Here is a 15887-nt window from a genome sequence, read left to right as displayed (position 1 = left end):
GCCCGCTCGGCGGCACTCCGCAGATGGAGGCGAGAGACATGACCAACACGAAGACCGTTCCCGCAACCGCCGCGAACCCCGACGTCGCGGCCGCGACCGCACAGTTCCTCACGCCCGTGGTCCTCGACCTGCAGGCTCTGGCCGTCAACGGCAAGCAGGCGCACTGGAACGTGCGCGGAGCGAACTTCATCGCGATCCACGAGCTGCTGGACTCGGTGGTCGCCAACGCGCAGGCCGGCGCCGACCAGGCCGCCGAGCGCGTCGTCGCCCTGGGACTGCCGATCGACGCCCGCGTGAGCACGGTGGCCGAGAAGACCGCGAGCACGGTCCCGGCCGGATTCACCCAGTGGGAGGCGCTCATCCGGAACGTGATCACCGACATGGATGTCGCCATCGGCCACGTCCAGGAGGCGATCGACGGGCTCGACGAGTTCGACCTCACCAGCCAGGACATCGTGATCGGCATCAAGGAGACGCTGGAGAAGGATCGCTGGTTCCTCTTCGCCCACCTCGCCGAGTGAACGCAACGACATGACGAAGGCCCCGGGTGTCCCCGGGGCCTTCGTCATGTCGGCGTGGGTCAGGGATGCTGCAGGAAGGCCAGCACCGCGAGCACACGGCGGTGCTCGGTGCCCGACTCCTCCAGCCCGAGCTTGGCGAAGATCGCGCTGATGTTCTTCTCGACGGCGCCGACGCCGATGAACAGCCGCTGCGCGATACTGGCGTTGCTGCGGCCTTCCGCCATCAAGGTCAGCACGTCGCGCTCCCTCGGGGTCAGCGTCGACAGCGGATCGGGCCGGGCCGACAGGAGGCCCTGCACCACCAGCGGGTCGAGCACCGTGCCGCGCTCGCGCACGCGCACGACGGCATCCGAGAACTCCTCCAGCGACGTCACGCGGTCCTTGAGGAGGTACCCGACGCCGCCCTCGCCGCCGGCGAGGAGCTCGCGGGCGTACACGCCCTCGACGTACTGGCTGAGCACCAGGATGCCCACCGCGGGCAGCGCGGCCCGCAGCGCGAGTGCCGCCTTGATCCCCTCGTCACGGAACCCCGGGGGCAGCCGCACATCGAGGATGGCCACGTCTGCCCGTGCGTCGCGCACGCGCGACACGACGTCCTCGGCGTCTCCCCACGCGCCCGCGGTCGTGTAGCCGGCCTCGTCGAACAGCCGCACGAGGCCCTCGCGCAGGAGGACGGAATCCTCGAACAGGACGACGCGGAGCCCGGACGGATCGTGCGAGGAGGAGACGGCCATCCCCTCAGGATAGGGATCCGTCACGGTGCCACCGTGAGCGGGATGTGCGCGCCGACCGAGGTGGGACCGCCGACGGGGCTCTCGATCACGAGGATGCCGCGAAGACCGGCGACCCGCTCACGCAGGCCCTCCAAGCCGTGCCCGGCGGAGACGAGCGCTCCCCCGCGGCCGTTGTCGACGAGCCACACGTCGAGGTGCGTCGGGGCGCCGGCCGGCGAGCGGCGCAGCGTCGCCCGGAGCGTGGCGGCCGAGGCGCCGGAGTGCTTCACGACGTTCGTCATGAGCTCGGCGACGACGAAGTACACGGTGCGGGCGACCTCTTGGCTGACCGAGCGGTCGATCGCAGGGTCCACCTCGACCTGCACCCACAGCGGCGAGCTCGTGGCGAGCGCGTCGAGGGCCGCGGCCAGCCCGCGGTCCTGCAGCAGGGGCGGCGCGACGCCGCTCGACAGGGCGCGCAGCTCGTCGAGCGCGGCCTTCGCGTGGCCGCGTGCCTCGCGGGCGAGCTCGGCTGCGGCATCCGCGTCGCCCGACTCGGCCCGGCGCTCCAGCGCGGCGAGGTCCATCTGCAGCCGCACCAGCCGCTGCTGCGGGCCGTCGTGGATGTCGCGCTCGAGGCGGCGCAGAGCGACGTCCTCGGCGTGCACGGCGGCACCGCGCGCGGCGGCCTCGGCGCGCACCTCCGCAGCCAGCTCGTCGGAGCCCCAACGGCCCAGCATCGCGTCCGCGACGGCGTGGTGGGCGCGGGCGAGCCCGCCGAGCACCCACGGCATCGTGAACGTGAAGACGATGCCGGCGACGAGGTACAGCACGACCTCCACGGCCCAGGCGTCCCACCCGCCGAACAGCCACGGCACCGCGGCGGAGACGTACTGGCCCCAGTCGCCGTTGTCGGCGCCGCGGGGCAGGAACACGCCCCAGAACCAGTACGTGAGGCCGCCGAGGCCGACGCTCAGCCACACCGTCGTGATCACGAACGAGATGGTGCTGATGATCGGCGTGACGATCATGCCGTGGGTGAGGTAGGCCCAGTAGTGCGCGTTGCGCACCGGGCGTGTGAGCGTCGCCCAGAAGCCGGTGTTGTCGGGCGCGTCGCGATTCCACTCCGGCTCGGAGATGGTGGGCAGACCCGTCAGCCGCAGCATGAACCGGTCGGCGACGCCCAGCCCGCGCGCGATGAGGAGCGTCAGCACCATGAGCGGCAGGCCGATGACGAGGATCAGCAGCCCGACGCTCGTCCAGAACAGCGAGGCCAGCAGGCTCACCGAGATCATCGCGAGCACGAACACCGCGAGGAGGTACAGGGCGCTGCCGGGCGTGCGCAGCCAGGCGCGTCCGTACGATCCCCAGAACCCGGTCGTCGCGGTGCGCGACGCCTCGGGCCCGAGCGGGGCCGCTTCAGTGGTCGTTGTGGTCATCGTTCTCTCCCTCGGGACGAGTCAGGGCGGGCTGCTGGCCCGGCTCGACGACCAGGAACTGTCCCATCATGCCCTGGTCTTCGTGCCACAGCAGGTGGCAGTGGTACATGTACGGCGTGGTCGGGTCGGCGTAGTCGTCGAACCGGACGAGCAGGCGGTACTCGCGGTCGCCTTCGAGGGCGATCGTGTCCTTGTAGCCGGCGAGCCGGGCCGGCGGCGGCGATCCGTCGATGCTGAGGATCCGGTACTGCATGTCGTGCACGTGGAACGAATGCGGCAGCGGGTTGTCGTTGCGGACGGTCCAGACCTCGCTGGTGTCCACGGTTGCCACGACGTCGGCGCGCCCCAGATCCATCTGCGCGTCGTTGATGTTGTGCCCCGACATCACGAACGTGCGCTCCGCGACGGCCCCCGTCGGATCCGGCGCCGGGATGTCCGCCAGATGAGCAGGCACGTCGGGCGAGGGGGCGAGGGATGCCGCGGCCCGCAGCTCCAGCACGTCGAAGGCCGCCGAGCCGGCGTGCAGCGCCGGATCGGGCGCATTCGAGCGCAGTGCGATCCGTTCGCCCGGCTCGAGCGCCACGACGATCTCGGCGCGCTCGCCTGGTGAGAGAGGGATGTCGGTGGAGGCCACCGGCGCGTCGAGCAGCCCGCCGTCGGTGCCGATGAGGTCGAACTCCCGCCCGTCTGCGAAGGCGAAGTCGTACATGCGCGCGCTCGAGCCGTTCAGCAGCCGCAGCCGCACCTTCTCGGTCGTGACCTCGAGGTACGGCGCCGCCGTGCCGTTGACGAGGATGGTGTCGCCGAGCACGCCGTCGAACTGCATGCCGAGCCCACCGGCGAACGATCCGTCGGCGTTGAACGAGCGGTCCTGCACGATGAGCGGGAAGTCGTCGACGCCGTAGTCGCGCGGCAGCGCGAGGGCCGACTCTTCGTCGTCGCGCACGAGGAACATGCCGGCGAGACCGGCGTCCACCTGCTCGCGCGTCCTGCCGTGCAGGTGCGGGTGGTACCAGAGCGTGGCCGCGGGCTGATCGACCGTCCACGCGGGCTGCCACAGTGCGCCCGCCGCGATCGGCGTGTGCGGGCCGCCGTCCATCGCCGCCGGCAGGTGCATGCCGTGCCAGTGGACCGTCGTGGTGTCCGTCAGCGCGTTGGTGACATCGACGCGCACCTGCTCGCCGCGCTCTGCGACCAGGGTGGGCCCGAGGTATGCGCCGTTGTACCCGAGGGTGGGAGTCGCGCCCTGTGCCACGAACGACGTGCGGCCCTCCTCGGCGGTGAGGGAGAAGACGCGGACGCCGCCCTCCACGTGCGACTCGGCGAGCGGCGGCACCGCCATCGGGTTCTCGAACGGCACCGTGCCGGCGGCGGGCGGCGTCGCGCGCACCGCGTTGGTCGCGAACCACACCGCCGCGGCGCCCACCAGCAGCGCGATGACGGCCAGCGGTGCGACGACGAGCCCGATGACGAGCCCACGCCGCCGCCGGCGGCGGGGTGGTGCGGGCACGACGGGCATCACGCCCGGAAGGGCCGGGGGCGCAGGCACTGCTGAAGTCATGCCTCCAGCCTCGCGACGGCGCCAGGACGACGGCATCCGACGCTCTCCCGAACACGTACGGGGGCAGACCCCCGTACGTCACTCGGGTCAGACCACGTGGGTGAGGCGCCCGCCGACGAGCGTCGCCGACACGCGCATGCCCCGCAGCGCGGCCTCATCGGCTGCCAGCGGGTCATGCTCGCACACGGCGAGATCGGCGACGTCGCCCGGTTCCAGGCGCGCGCCGGCAGCGGAACCGCCTCGAGTGGATGCCGCCAGCGCGGTGGCCGCGTCGACCCGCTGGTGCGGCTGCCAGGCCTCGCGGCCGTCCCGCGTGCGGAACACCGCGGCGGCCATCGCCGCCCACGGGTCGAGCGGCGCGACGGGAGCGTCGGAGCCGAACAGCAGGTTCGCGCCGGTGTCGGCGAGCGCGCGCAGCGGATACGGCTGCGCGGTCTGCCCCGCCCACACGGTGTCGGTCAGGTCGCGGTCGTCGAGCGCATGCTCGGGCTGCACGCTGGCCCCGACGCCGAGCCGCGCGAAACGGGGGATGTCGGCGTGCGCGACGAGCTGCGCGTGCTCGATCGTGCCCCACGCGCCGGTCGCTCCGAAGGCCTCCAGCGCATGCGAGTTGGCGACGTCGCCGATGGCGTGGATCGCCGAGGCGATGCCCGCGCCGGTCGCGCGCGTCATGAGGTCGACGAGCGTCGCGAGATCGACGGTGAGCAGGCCGTGGTTGTGCGCATCGCCCGGGTAGTGGTGGGAGCAGGCGGCCGTGCGGGTGCCGAGCGAGCCGTCGGTGATGACCTTGAGCGGCCCGACGCGGACCAGGTCGGAGGCAGCTCCGTCGGCGCCGCGCACGGTGTCGCCGGTCTGCAGGCCCTGCGCGATCGCACGCTCGAGGAACTCCGGGTAGATGCCGTACGACACCCGCAGCGCGTCGAAGCCGGCGGCGAGTCGCCGCGCCCACGCCTCGTCGTTCCACGCCATGTCGAAGTCGACGAGCCCGGTCACGCCCCGGGAGGCGGCATCCTGCGCCATCCGCGTCACGAGCGGATCGGAGACCGACACGTCGACGGCGTTCAGCCGCCGCGAGATCTCGAACGCGGGCTCCTCGCGCAGCACCCCGACGCCGTCGGGCTCGAACCCTTCGCGCCGCAGCGCGGCCGAGTTGAGCCACACGCTGTGCACGTCGGCGTTGATGAGATACGTCGCCACGTCGCCGGTCGCGGCGTCCAGCAGCGCGAGATCGGGGGCGTCGGACCAGAACGCGTCGCGGAAGCCGCTCCCGACCCGGCGCCCGTCGGCGAGGGTCGGCGCCTGCGCCATGAGGGATGCCGCGTGCGCCGCCGACGTCGCGTCGCCCAACGGGACGCGCTGCGCCGAGAGCGCCCACTGCACGACATGCACGTGGTGGTCCCACAGCCCCGGGATCGCACGGCCGCCGTCCGCATCGACGACGAGACCGCGGCGCGGCAGCGCGCCCGCCGGAGCGATGTCGACGACGAGCCCGTCGGCGAGGTGGACGTCGACGAGCTCGTCGCCGAAGGGGTCGATGCGCTCCGAGCCGGTGAGCCGGGCGTTCGCGATGACGTCCGGCGCGTCGCCCCGGGCCGCCGTCACCGCGCGGCCTTGCGCGTCTCGACGTCGCGCCGCATCTCGGCCGGCAGCCGAGGGTCGGCGTACGGGCTCGCGCCTGCCTCGAGCTCGGCGATCACGGTCTCCACGATCTCGTCGGACTTGTTCTGGCTGAGCTTGCGCTTGCCCACCACGCGGGTCGGCGTCAGCCGGAACCCGACGGTACCGCGCTCGAGGCGGCGCACGAAGTCGGGATCGTTCGGCGGCGCCCACATCAGCCGGGGCTGCGGCATCCCGCTCTCGAACCGCGCGACGAGGCGCTCGAGCACCTCGAGGTTCTCTTCAGGCGTGAGGAGCTCGGGGATGCCGCTCAGGTGCGCCGACACGAAGTTCCAGGTGGGCACGCTCTGCACGTCGCCGTACCAGCCCGGCGACACGTAGCCGTGCGGGCCCTGCACCACGACCAGCAGCTCGCGCTCGCCGAGCCCGTGGACGAGGTCGTCGGGCTTGCCGACGTGGCCGACGATGGTCAGGTCGTCACGATCCTCGTCGAGCAGCACCGCGTAGTGCGAGGCGACCAGACCCTGGTCGGTCGCACTGACGATCGTCACCCACGGGTTCTGGTCGATGAGCCGGCGGATCTCGCCGACATCGGTCATCGCGAAGCTCGGGTTCTGGCGCATGCGCTCAGCCTATTCGCGCCGTGCGGTGGGGCGGGTCACGCCTGGCAGGAGGGGCACCAGTAGAGCTTGCGACCGGCGGCCTCCTCCACGACGATCGTCGTGCCGCACACGCGGCACGGCAGGCCGGCGCGGTGGTACACCCAGTGCCGGTCGTCGCGGCTGGCCATCGCCGCACGATACGCGTCGGGGTCGAGGTCGTCCATGGTCATCATCTGGCCGGTTTCGACGCCGATGGCGAGGAGCCGCACCCAGTCGCGCCACAGGTCGCGCACGACCTCCTCGGGTACGTCGCGGCCCGGGGTGTGCGGGTTCTGGCGCGCCCGGAACAGCAGCTCGGCGCGGTACACGTTGCCGATCCCGCTCACGACGTTCTGGTCCATGAGCAGCAGCCCGATCGCCGTCGGCTTGCGCCTCACCACGGACGTGAAGCGCTCCTCCCCCTCGGCGACGTCGTCGACGAGCGGGTCGGGGCCGAGCCTCGCGATCGTCGCGGCGACCTCGTCCGGCGTCTGCAGCTCACAGGCCGTCGGCCCGCGCAGGTCTGCGCACGTCACGTCGGTGAGCAGGCGCAGCCGCACCTGGCCGACGACCGGCGGCGGCCACTCGTCGCCCTCATCGGCGAGGCCCGTGGTCTGCTCCGACATGCGCACGTGCACGCGCGCTCGGCGCGGCGCGCCGATCGAACTGAGCGAGTTCTCGCCCGCAGAATCCAGGATCGGGTCGCCCAGGTCGGTGCCGCGCTGATTCGTCTGCCCCATGCGGCCGTTCGCCGACGCGATCGTGGGATCCACGAGGATCTCACCGGCGAAGTCCCATGCCCCGTACATGCCGAGGTGCACACGCAGCCAGAGGTCGTCGTCGAACTCGAGGAACATCTGCTTGCCGACCGCCCGCACCTCGGTGGCCGTACGCCCGCTCACGATCGCGGCGCCCTCGGCGAACCGGCCCTGCGGGCTGGAGGCGACGAGCGGGCGGCCGACGAAGTTGCGGTCGAACTGGCGCGCGATGCGGTGGACGGAATGGCCCTCGGGCATCGGGTCAGCCGGCTTCGGGGTCGAACGAGCTGTCGTCGGCCGCGAGCACGTCCGGCTGCCCGGTCGTCGCGCGCGGGTCGGGCAGCAGCGAGCCGTCCTCCTCGTACGCCGCCAGCTGCGCGATGCGGCGGGCGTGGCGCTCCTCGCCCGAGAACGGCGTCGCGACGAACCGGTCGATGAACGACGCGGCCTCTTCGAACGTGTGCTGGCGGGCGCCGATCGCGATCACGTTGGCGTCGTTGTGCTCGCGGGCGAGCTCGGCCGTGGCGATGCTCCACACGAGCGCCGCGCGGACGCCGGCCACCTTGTTCGCCGCGATCTGCTCGCCGTTGCCGGATCCGCCGAACACGACGCCGAGGGTCTCGATGCCGGCGGCCTGGTCGCTCACCACGGCCTGAGCGGCTCGGATGCAGAACGCCGGGTAGTCGTCGAGCGGGTCGTACTCGAGGGGACCGTGGTCGACGACCTCGTGCCCCGCCGCGGCGAGGTGGTGCTGCAGCTGCGTCGAGAACTCGAGGCCGGCGTGGTCGGTCGCGATGTGGATGCGCATGGGCTCAATCCTAGAGAGGGGCGGGACAGGGCGGACGTGGATGCCGGGGCCCCGGCATCCACTCTCACGAGGTCGTGCGGATCAGGGTGCGATGCCGGCGGCGGCGGGCTTGAACCCGGCGCGCACGTTCTCGCAGCACGCCGGACGGCACACGTCGAACCAGGGGCCGAGGCCGGTCGCGTGCGGGCGCTCGGATGACGGCGTGCCGTTCAGGCGCTCCTCGACGAGGTCGACCAGGCCCGACACGAACACCGGGTCGACGCCGGGAGTCGGCGTGCGGACCGCGCGGATGCCGGCCTCGTCGGCCGCCTCCATGGCTTCGGTGTCGAGGTCCCACAGCACTTCCATGTGGTCGCTCATGAAGCCCACGGGCACGATGGCGACCGCCTGGATGCCGGCGGCCGGGAGCTCGGCGATCACGTCGTTGACGTCGGGCTCGAGCCACGGCTGGCTCGCGGGGCCCGAGCGGGACTGGTAGACGAGGTCCCAGCCGATGCGCTCGGCACCCGGGATCTCGGAGGCCACTGCGGCCATGACGACCTCTGCCACCGCGAGGTGCTGAGCGGCGTACGCGCCACCCTCCCCCAGGTCGCGGTGCAGCTCGTCCCCCTCGCGCGGACCCGAGCGCTCCGCGTCGGCCGTCGGGATGCTGTGCGTCGAGAACAGCACGCGCACCGCCTCGGGGGCGATCCCGTCGCCGAGGAAGCCGGCGACCGCCGCACGCACGCCGTCGATGAACGGCTGCACGAAGCCGGGGTGGTCGAAGAACTGACGCACCTTGTCGATGCTGACGGTGCCCTCCAGCCCCGTCTCGGTCAGCACCCGCGCGAAGTCCTCGCGGTACTGCCGGCAGCTGGAGAACGAGGAGTAGGCGCTCGTCGCGAGGGCCAGGAGATTGGTGTCACCGGCAGCGGCGGCATCCCTCACCGCCTCGTCGAGGTACGGCGACCAGTTGCGATTGCCCCAGTAGACCGGCAGCTCGATGCCGCGCCCGGCCAGCTCCGCCTCCAGCGCGGCCTTGAGCGCGCGGTTCTGGGCGTTGATCGGGCTCACGCCGTCGAAGTGGCGGTAGTGGTGCGCGACCTCTTCGAGCCGCTCGTCGGGGATGCCGCGACCACGCGTCACATTGCGCAGGAACGGGATGACGTCGTCCTGGCCTTCGGGGCCGCCGAAGCCGGCGAGCAGGATGCCGTCGTACGCGACGGGCACCTCGACGAAGGGGGCGCCGGGGGCGGCGGCGGGAGAGGCGAACGGGACGAGGGGCTGTTCGGCGGGGCTCACCCCTCCATCCTGACACCGCGAGCGGGCGCGCCGCGTCCGTTCGCCCCCGGTTATCGCGTCGGATCTGGTGCTACCGGACACCTCGCGTAGGCTGGGACGGTTGTCGTCGGCGCCAGCAGCGTGGACGAATCGATCGTCATCCTCACCCATGGGAGCCACAGCAGTGCCTGGAGAGAACCTCACCCGCATCGAGGCGCAGGAGCGCCGCGCGATCGTCGACACCCAGTCGTACGAGGTCGCACTCGACCTGACGAAGGGCGCCGAGATCTTCGGATCGCGCTCTGTCGTCCGCTTCACCGCGACGCCCGGCGCCTCGACGTTCATCGACCTCATCGCGCGCGACGTGCGTGAGATCACGCTCAACGGCCGGTCGATCGACACCGCCGCGTTCGCCGACTCACGCATCGCGCTGGACGACCTCGCCGCCGAGAACGAGCTCGTGATCGACGCCGACTGCCTCTACACCAACACCGGCGAGGGCCTGCACCGCTTCGTCGACCCCGTCGACGGCGAGGTGTACCTCTACTCGCAGTTCGAGGTCCCCGACTCGCGCCGCGTCTTCGCGGTGTTCGAGCAGCCCGACCTCAAGGCGACGTTCCAGTTCACGGTCACGGCTCCCGAGCCGTGGAAGGTCGTCTCGAACTCCCCCACGCCCGACCCCAAGAAGCACGGCGACGGCAGTGCGACCTGGGTCTTCGAGGCCACGCCGCGCATCTCGTCGTACATCACGGCCCTCATCGCCGGCCCGTACGAGGCCACGTTCTCGGAGCTCACCAGCGCCTCGGGCCGTGTGATCCCGCTCGGCGTGTACGGCCGCAAGAGCCTGTGGCAGTTCCTCGACGCGGACTACATCTTCGACAAGACGCGCGAGGGCTTCGCGTACTTCGAGGAGAAGTTCGACTTCCCGTACCCGTTCGCGAAGTACGACCAGCTGTTCGTGCCCGAGTTCAACGCGGGCGCCATGGAGAACGCGGGCGCTGTCACCTTCACGGAGACGTACGTGTTCCGCTCCAAGGTGACGGATGCCGTCAAGGAGCGCCGCGTCGTCACGATCCTCCACGAGCTCGCCCACATGTGGTTCGGCGACCTCGTCACCATGAAGTGGTGGAACGACCTGTGGCTCAACGAGTCGTTCGCCGAGTGGGCGTCGACCATCGCCACCGCCGAGGCCACCGAGTGGACCGAGGCCTGGACGACCTTCAACGCCATGGAGAAGACCTGGGCGTACCGCCAGGACCAGCTGCCCTCGACCCACCCGGTGGTGGCGCAGATCAACGACCTCGAAGACGTCCAGGTCAACTTCGACGGCATCACCTACGCCAAGGGCGGGTCGGTGCTCAAGCAGCTCGCCGCCTGGGTCGGCATCGAGGCGTTCTTCGGCGGCGTCGCGGCGTACTTCAAGAAGCACCAGTGGTCGAACACGGAGCTGTCGGATCTGCTCTCGGAGCTCGAGGTCACGAGCGGCCGCGAGCTGTCGACCTGGTCGAAGAAGTGGCTCGAGACCGCCGGCGTCAACACGCTCGCGCCCGAGATCGTCACCGACGTCGACGGCAAGATCACCCGCTTCGCGATCGTGCAGACGGCGCCCGCCGACTACCCGACCATCCGCCCGCACCGTCTGGGCGTCGGCTTCTACGAGCTCGACGGCGACGCGCTCGTCCGCGTCCACCATGTCGAGCTCGACGTCGACGGCGACCTCACCGAGGTGCCCGAGCTCAAGGGCCACACGCGTCCGGCGCTCGTGCTGCTCAACGACGAGGACCTGGCGTACGCCAAGATCCGCCTCGACGCCCAGTCCCTGCAGACCGCGATCGACCACCTCGGCAAGATCAGCGACCCGCTGGCCCGCTCGCTCGTGTGGGGTGCCGCGTGGGACCAGACGCGCGACGCCGAAGCATCCGCATCGGACTACGTCGACCTCGTCCTGCGCAACATCGGCGCAGAGACCGAGTCGACAACCGTCCGCACGACGCTCGGCCAGCTGCAGCTCGCCGCGAACTCGTACGTCGCACCCGACAAGCGCAACATCACCCGCGCCAAGGTCGCCGACGCACTGTGGGAGCTCGCCCGGTCCGCTGAGGCGGGCAGCGACAGCCAGCTGCAGTTCGTGACCGCGTTCGCGTCGGCTGCGGCCACCGCCGCGCAGTGGGACAAGGTGCGCGCCGTGCGCGAGGGCGCCGAGTCTTTCGACGGCCTCGAGATCGACACCGACCTGTCGTGGCAGCTGCTCGTCTCGCTCGCCGCCGGGGGCGTCGTCACCGCCGCCGACATCGACGCGGCGCTCGAGGCCGACAACACGGCCAAGGGCGGCGAGTTCGCGGCACAGGCCAAGGCCGCCCTGCCCCAGCCCGAGGCGAAGGATGCCGCGTGGGCGTCGCTCGTCGACCGCGACGACCAGCCGAACACGATCGTCCGCTCCGCGGCGCTCGGCTTCGTGCACCCGGCCGGCCGCGACCTGCTCGACGGCTACGTCGCGCGCTACTTCGACGCGCTGCTGCCGATCTGGAACTCGCGCACGTACCAGATCGCGCAGTACCTGATCGTGGGCCTGTACCCGGCACCGCTGGCCGACGTGGCGCTGCGCAACGCCACGCGCGCGTGGCTCGAGGCGAACGCCGACGCCGCGCCCGCGCTGCGCCGCCTCGTCGCCGAGAACCTCGCCGGCGTCGAGCGCGCCCTGGCCGTCCAGGACCGCGACGCACAGTAGTCCTTCGGACACACCGACCGGATGCCTCGACCCCGCGCACGCGCAGGGTCGAGGCATCCGTGTTCCGGGTCGGCGGGAATCATCCTCCGGTACCGCCCGCCGCGACGGCGACGGCACCGCGGGTGGACGCGGCGAGGGCGCACCTGCCCGTAGCGTCGAAGCCATGATCGTTGCAGAACAGCTCACGAAGAGATTCGGGGACAAGACCGCGGTCGACGGGGTCTCGTTCACCGTCCAGCCCGGCAAGGTGACCGGCTTCCTCGGCCCGAACGGGGCCGGCAAGTCCACCACGATGCGCATGATCGTCGGGCTCGACCGCCCGACGTCGGGACGCACCACCGTCGGCGGACAGGACTACCGCGCGCTGCGCGCGCCGCTGACCGAGGTCGGCGTGCTCCTCGACGCCAAGGCCGTCCACACCGGCCGCACCGCCCGCAACCACCTGCGCGCGATGGCCGCGACCCACGGCATCCCCCTCTCCCGCGTCGACGAGGTGATCCGGATCACCGGCCTCGAATCGGTGGCGAACAAGCGCGCCGGCAAGTTCTCGCTCGGCATGGGGCAGCGTCTCGGCATCGCGTCCGCGCTGCTCGGCGACCCGCACACCCTGATCCTCGACGAGCCCGTAAACGGGCTCGACCCCGAAGGCGTGCGCTGGGTGCGGGAGTTCGTGCGCCACGCCGCCGACGAAGGCCGCACCGTGCTGCTGTCGAGCCACCTCATGAGCGAGATGGCGCAGACCGCCGACCACATCGTCGTGCTGGGGCGCGGGCGGGTCCTCGCCGACGCACCGCTGGACGACCTCGTGCGCGGCTGGACGACCATGACGATGCGGGTGCGCAGTCCGCGCGCCGCCGACCTCGCCGGGCTCGTCTCCGGCCCCGAGGTGCGGATCAGCAGCACGGCCCCCGGGCTTCTCGACATCGAAGGGCTGACTCCGGAGTTCGTCGGCGACACCGCCGCGGCCCACGGCATCCCGATCCATGAACTGACCACCACGACCGGATCGCTCGAACAGGCCTATCTCGCGCTCACCGACAGCTCGGTCGAGTACAAGACCAAGGAGATCTCATGACCGCCCTCGCCACCGAGCCGGCCACGCGCACGCGCGCCGTCTCGCCCTACCGCCTGAGCTTCGGCCACCTGCTCCGCAGCGAATGGATCAAGGTCACCTCCGTCCGCTCGACGTGGTGGTCGCTCGGCGTCACGGCCGCGCTCTCGATCGCGATCTCGATGATGATCGCGGCCGCCTCCTCGAGCTTCGGCACGGGCTTCCCCGCCGTCAGCGCGATCCTCTCGCCGACGCAGTTCACCATGCTCGTCGCCGGCATCCTGGGTGCCATCGTGATCACCGGTGAGTACTCCACCGGCATGATCCGCTCGACCCTCACCGCAGAACCGCGCCGCGGCGCCGTCGTCGTCGCCAAGGCCGTGGTCGTCGCCGCGCTCATGGCGGTCGTCACCGTGCTGACGTACGCGATCGCGATCGTCGCCACCGCGCCGCTCCTCACCGAAGGCATCGACTGGTCCGAGCCGTCGCTGTCGCTCGTCCCGCTCGCCTACGGTGTGCTGTCGATGGTCGCCTTCACCCTCATCGGGCTGGGGTTCGGGTTCATCGTGCGCAATGGCGCCGGCGCGATCGCGACCACGGTCGGCGTCCTCTTCGTCCTGCCGATCGTGGTGAGCATGTTCGCGATGGCCGGCGAGGGCTGGCGCTGGATCGTGGACCTCGGCCAGTACCTGCCGATGAACGCGGCATCGACGCTCACGGCGCCCGGCGGCGACGACCTCCTGCCGGCCCTGCTCGCGCTCGCCGGATGGACCCTCATCCCGCTGCTGATCGGCTGGGGAGTCCTCCGTACGCGTGACGCGTAAGGTCGAGCCCATGGCACGCCGCAGCAGCTCCGCATCCGCCCCGGCGGATGCGGAGCTGCTGCTCCCACGGCCACCCGGAGTGATCCGGCAGTTCTGGGCGCGGCATCCCCTCTTCACCGACATCGTCGTCGCCCTCATCGGCCTCGCCATCGCCGTGACGACGGCGGGCCCGGTCGGCACGGACGGCGCAGATCCCGGAGCGCCGGTCCACATCGTGTCGATGGTGATCGCGATCGCCGCCGCGGCGTCGCTGCTGCTGCGTCGCCGATGGCCTCTCGTGCCGTACGCGCTCGCCGTGCTGCTGCAGCTCGTGATGCTCGCGTACCCGTCGGCGGCCGGTTCGCCCCTCCTGATCCTCTCGATGTACGCCGTCGCGGTGTACGGGTCGAGCCGCCTCTGCTGGATCGCGTACGGCGTCGGCATGGGCGCCATCGCCCTCGTCGGCGCGCTCAGCGTGCTGGTCGGCGCCGTGGAACTGCAGGCGGCCCTCAACGCGCTGCTGGCCGCGGCCGTGGTCGCCCTCGTCGGCGCGCTCGTCGGCATCAACATCGGCAACCGCAAGCGCTATCTGGAGGCCGTCATCGACCGTTCGCGCCAGCTCGTCGTCGAGCGCGACCAGCAGGCGCAGCTGGCGGCGGCCGACGAACGCGCCCGCATCGCCCGCGAGATGCACGACGTCGTGTCGCACTCGCTGACCGTCATCGTGGCCCTCGCCGAGGGTGCCGCCGCGACGCCGGACGTCGACCGCGCGCGCGGCGCCATGGAGGCCGCCGCCGGCACCGCACGCGAGGCGCTCACTGAGATGCGCACGATGCTCGGCGTGCTGCGAGACGGTGACGTGGACGCGCCGCTCGCGCCCCTCGCCCCCGTGTCGCCGTACGACGTCGTCGCCGCGGCGCAACGCGCCGGCTACCCCGCCACGCTGGTCGTCACCGGCGCCGCGGAGCTCTCCGACGCGGCGCAGTATGCGATCGGCCGCATCGTGCAGGAAGGCGTGACCAACGCGATGCGGCATGCGCCGGCGGCGACCGCCATCCGGGTGGTCATCGAGCACGGCATGGACACCACGACCGTCACCGTGCGCAACGATCGCGCCGAGCCGGCCGACACGCGCGGCGGGTTCGGCCTGCGCGGCATCGCAGAGCGCATGGCGCATATCGGTGGGACGCTGTCCGCCGGCCCCGACGGCGCCGGCGGGTGGGAGCTCACAGCGTCGATCCCCGCGCCGTCGCCCGACGCCGACCCGACCCCGCCGCGAGAGGACGACCGATGACCGATGCCACCCCGATCCGGGTGCTGATCGCCGACGACCAGGCGCTGATCCGCGTCGGATTCCGCCTCGTGCTCGAAGCCGAGGACGACCTCGTGGTCGTGGGTGAGGCCGGCGACGGGCAGGAGGCCGCCGACCTCGCCGTGCGGCTGCATCCCGACGTCGTGCTGATGGACGTGCGGATGCCGGTGCTCGACGGCATCGCGGCGACCGCTCTCATCGGCCGCCTCGCCCCCGACACCCGGGTCCTGGTGCTCACGACGTTCGACCTCGACGAGTACGCGTTCGGCGCCTTGGAGGCGGGGGCGAGTGGTTTCCTGCTGAAGGACGCCCAGCGCGCGGAGCTCACGTCCGCCATCCGCGCCGTGCGCCGAGGCGACGCCCCGCTCTCACCGCGGATCACGCGGGTCCTGCTCGATCGGCTGGCATCGCAGCCTCCTGCGCAGCCCGCGCTCCCCGACCCGACGGGCGAGCTCACGGAGCGCGAACGGGAGGTGTTCCTGGCGATGGGCCGCGGCTACACCAACAGCGAGATCTCGCAGCAGCTGTTCCTGAGCGAATCGACCGTCAAGACCCACGTCGGCAGGGTGCTCGCGAAGGTCGGCGCCCGCGACCGCATCCACGCCGTGATCCTTGCCCACCGTCTGCGACTGCTCGACGACGACGAGCCGATGCCGCCCGTACGCTGAGGTCTTT

The 15887-nt window shown here is 71.7% G+C and carries 14 protein-coding genes; 6 read left to right on the top strand and 8 right to left on the bottom strand.

Annotated features, from left to right (window positions below; translation table 11 throughout):
* Positions 1-38: 38 nt before the first annotated feature.
* Positions 39-521, top strand: a complete 483-nt coding sequence (locus ACFWJ8_RS01755; RefSeq protein WP_378808173.1) for a Dps family protein — start codon at positions 39-41, stop codon at positions 519-521.
* A gap of 59 nt (positions 522-580) precedes the next feature.
* On the opposite strand, the gene ACFWJ8_RS01750 is transcribed toward ACFWJ8_RS01755, so the two are convergent.
* From ACFWJ8_RS01750 to ACFWJ8_RS01715, 8 genes are all read right to left on the bottom strand, one after another.
* Complete coding sequence (locus ACFWJ8_RS01750; protein ID WP_378808170.1) at positions 581-1255, bottom strand: response regulator transcription factor; 675 nt, start codon at positions 1253-1255, stop codon at positions 581-583.
* A 20-nt stretch (positions 1256-1275) separates the two neighbouring features.
* Positions 1276-2673, bottom strand: coding sequence for a sensor histidine kinase (locus ACFWJ8_RS01745; RefSeq protein ID WP_378808168.1), 1398 nt, complete (start codon positions 2671-2673; stop codon positions 1276-1278).
* On the bottom strand, positions 2654-4234 hold the full coding sequence (locus ACFWJ8_RS01740; RefSeq protein WP_378808166.1) for a multicopper oxidase family protein: 1581 nt from the start codon (positions 4232-4234) through the stop codon (positions 2654-2656). The genes ACFWJ8_RS01745 and ACFWJ8_RS01740 overlap by 20 nt, the downstream gene beginning before the upstream one ends.
* 87 nt (positions 4235-4321) lie before the next feature.
* Positions 4322-5836, bottom strand: coding sequence for an amidohydrolase family protein (locus tag ACFWJ8_RS01735; protein WP_378808164.1), 1515 nt, complete (start codon positions 5834-5836; stop codon positions 4322-4324).
* On the bottom strand, positions 5833-6474 hold the full coding sequence (locus tag ACFWJ8_RS01730; protein WP_378808162.1) for an FMN-binding negative transcriptional regulator: 642 nt from the start codon (positions 6472-6474) through the stop codon (positions 5833-5835). Before ACFWJ8_RS01730 ends, ACFWJ8_RS01735 begins: the two co-directional genes overlap by 4 nt.
* A gap of 35 nt (positions 6475-6509) precedes the next feature.
* Positions 6510-7508 (bottom strand): Fpg/Nei family DNA glycosylase, encoded by a 999-nt coding sequence (locus tag ACFWJ8_RS01725; protein ID WP_378808159.1) that lies wholly within the window; start codon positions 7506-7508, stop codon positions 6510-6512.
* A gap of 4 nt (positions 7509-7512) precedes the next feature.
* Positions 7513-8058 carry a ribose-5-phosphate isomerase gene (locus ACFWJ8_RS01720; RefSeq protein WP_378808156.1) on the bottom strand — a complete coding sequence of 182 codons (546 nt, stop codon included), beginning with the start codon at positions 8056-8058 and terminating at the stop codon, positions 7513-7515.
* Positions 8059-8139: 81 nt separating this feature from the next.
* A complete protein-coding gene (locus ACFWJ8_RS01715; RefSeq protein ID WP_378808154.1) occupies positions 8140-9339 on the bottom strand; it encodes a ferrochelatase in 1200 nt (399 codons plus the stop codon).
* 163 nt (positions 9340-9502) lie between these two features.
* Here ACFWJ8_RS01715 and pepN point away from each other — a divergent pair, with 163 nt between their 5' ends.
* The 5 genes from pepN (at position 9503) to ACFWJ8_RS01690 (ending at position 15880) form a co-directional block, all read left to right on the top strand.
* A complete protein-coding gene (pepN, locus tag ACFWJ8_RS01710; RefSeq protein WP_378808662.1) occupies positions 9503-12046 on the top strand; it encodes an aminopeptidase N in 2544 nt (847 codons plus the stop codon).
* A gap of 163 nt (positions 12047-12209) precedes the next feature.
* Positions 12210-13121: an ABC transporter ATP-binding protein gene (locus ACFWJ8_RS01705; RefSeq protein WP_378808152.1), complete on the top strand. Its 912-nt coding sequence runs from the start codon at positions 12210-12212 to the stop codon at positions 13119-13121.
* Positions 13118-13921: an ABC transporter permease gene (locus tag ACFWJ8_RS01700; protein ID WP_378808150.1), complete on the top strand. Its 804-nt coding sequence runs from the start codon at positions 13118-13120 to the stop codon at positions 13919-13921. Before ACFWJ8_RS01705 ends, ACFWJ8_RS01700 begins: the two co-directional genes overlap by 4 nt.
* 10 nt (positions 13922-13931) lie before the next feature.
* Entirely contained in the window at positions 13932-15194 is a 1263-nt protein-coding gene (locus tag ACFWJ8_RS01695; protein ID WP_378808148.1) for a sensor histidine kinase, read from the top strand.
* On the top strand, positions 15191-15880 hold the full coding sequence (locus ACFWJ8_RS01690; RefSeq protein ID WP_378808146.1) for a response regulator: 690 nt from the start codon (positions 15191-15193) through the stop codon (positions 15878-15880). The genes ACFWJ8_RS01695 and ACFWJ8_RS01690 overlap by 4 nt, the downstream gene beginning before the upstream one ends.
* The last annotated feature ends 7 nt before the right edge of the window (positions 15881-15887 follow it).

Source organism: Microbacterium sp. NPDC058389 (genome assembly GCF_042722305.1).
GTDB lineage: Bacteria > Actinomycetota > Actinomycetes > Actinomycetales > Microbacteriaceae > Microbacterium.
This window is presented reverse-complemented; position numbering and strand designations above follow the sequence as displayed.

What these genes read in the sequence shown, in the direction of transcription:
- ACFWJ8_RS01755 (WP_378808173.1), top strand. Translation starts at nt 39, where the DNA reads ATGACCAACACGAAGACCGTTCCCGCAACCGCCGCGAACCCCGACGTC.
- ACFWJ8_RS01750 (WP_378808170.1), bottom strand. Translation starts at nt 1,255, where the DNA reads ATGGCCGTCTCCTCCTCGCACGATCCGTCCGGGCTCCGCGTCGTCCTG.
- ACFWJ8_RS01745 (WP_378808168.1), bottom strand. Translation starts at nt 2,673, where the DNA reads ATGACCACAACGACCACTGAAGCGGCCCCGCTCGGGCCCGAGGCGTCG.
- ACFWJ8_RS01740 (WP_378808166.1), bottom strand. Translation starts at nt 4,234, where the DNA reads ATGACTTCAGCAGTGCCTGCGCCCCCGGCCCTTCCGGGCGTGATGCCC.
- ACFWJ8_RS01730 (WP_378808162.1), bottom strand. Translation starts at nt 6,474, where the DNA reads ATGCGCCAGAACCCGAGCTTCGCGATGACCGATGTCGGCGAGATCCGC.
- ACFWJ8_RS01725 (WP_378808159.1), bottom strand. Translation starts at nt 7,508, where the DNA reads ATGCCCGAGGGCCATTCCGTCCACCGCATCGCGCGCCAGTTCGACCGC.
- ACFWJ8_RS01720 (WP_378808156.1), bottom strand. Translation starts at nt 8,058, where the DNA reads ATGCGCATCCACATCGCGACCGACCACGCCGGCCTCGAGTTCTCGACG.
- ACFWJ8_RS01705 (WP_378808152.1), top strand. Translation starts at nt 12,210, where the DNA reads ATGATCGTTGCAGAACAGCTCACGAAGAGATTCGGGGACAAGACCGCG.
- ACFWJ8_RS01700 (WP_378808150.1), top strand. Translation starts at nt 13,118, where the DNA reads ATGACCGCCCTCGCCACCGAGCCGGCCACGCGCACGCGCGCCGTCTCG.
- ACFWJ8_RS01695 (WP_378808148.1), top strand. Translation starts at nt 13,932, where the DNA reads ATGGCACGCCGCAGCAGCTCCGCATCCGCCCCGGCGGATGCGGAGCTG.
- ACFWJ8_RS01690 (WP_378808146.1), top strand. Translation starts at nt 15,191, where the DNA reads ATGACCGATGCCACCCCGATCCGGGTGCTGATCGCCGACGACCAGGCG.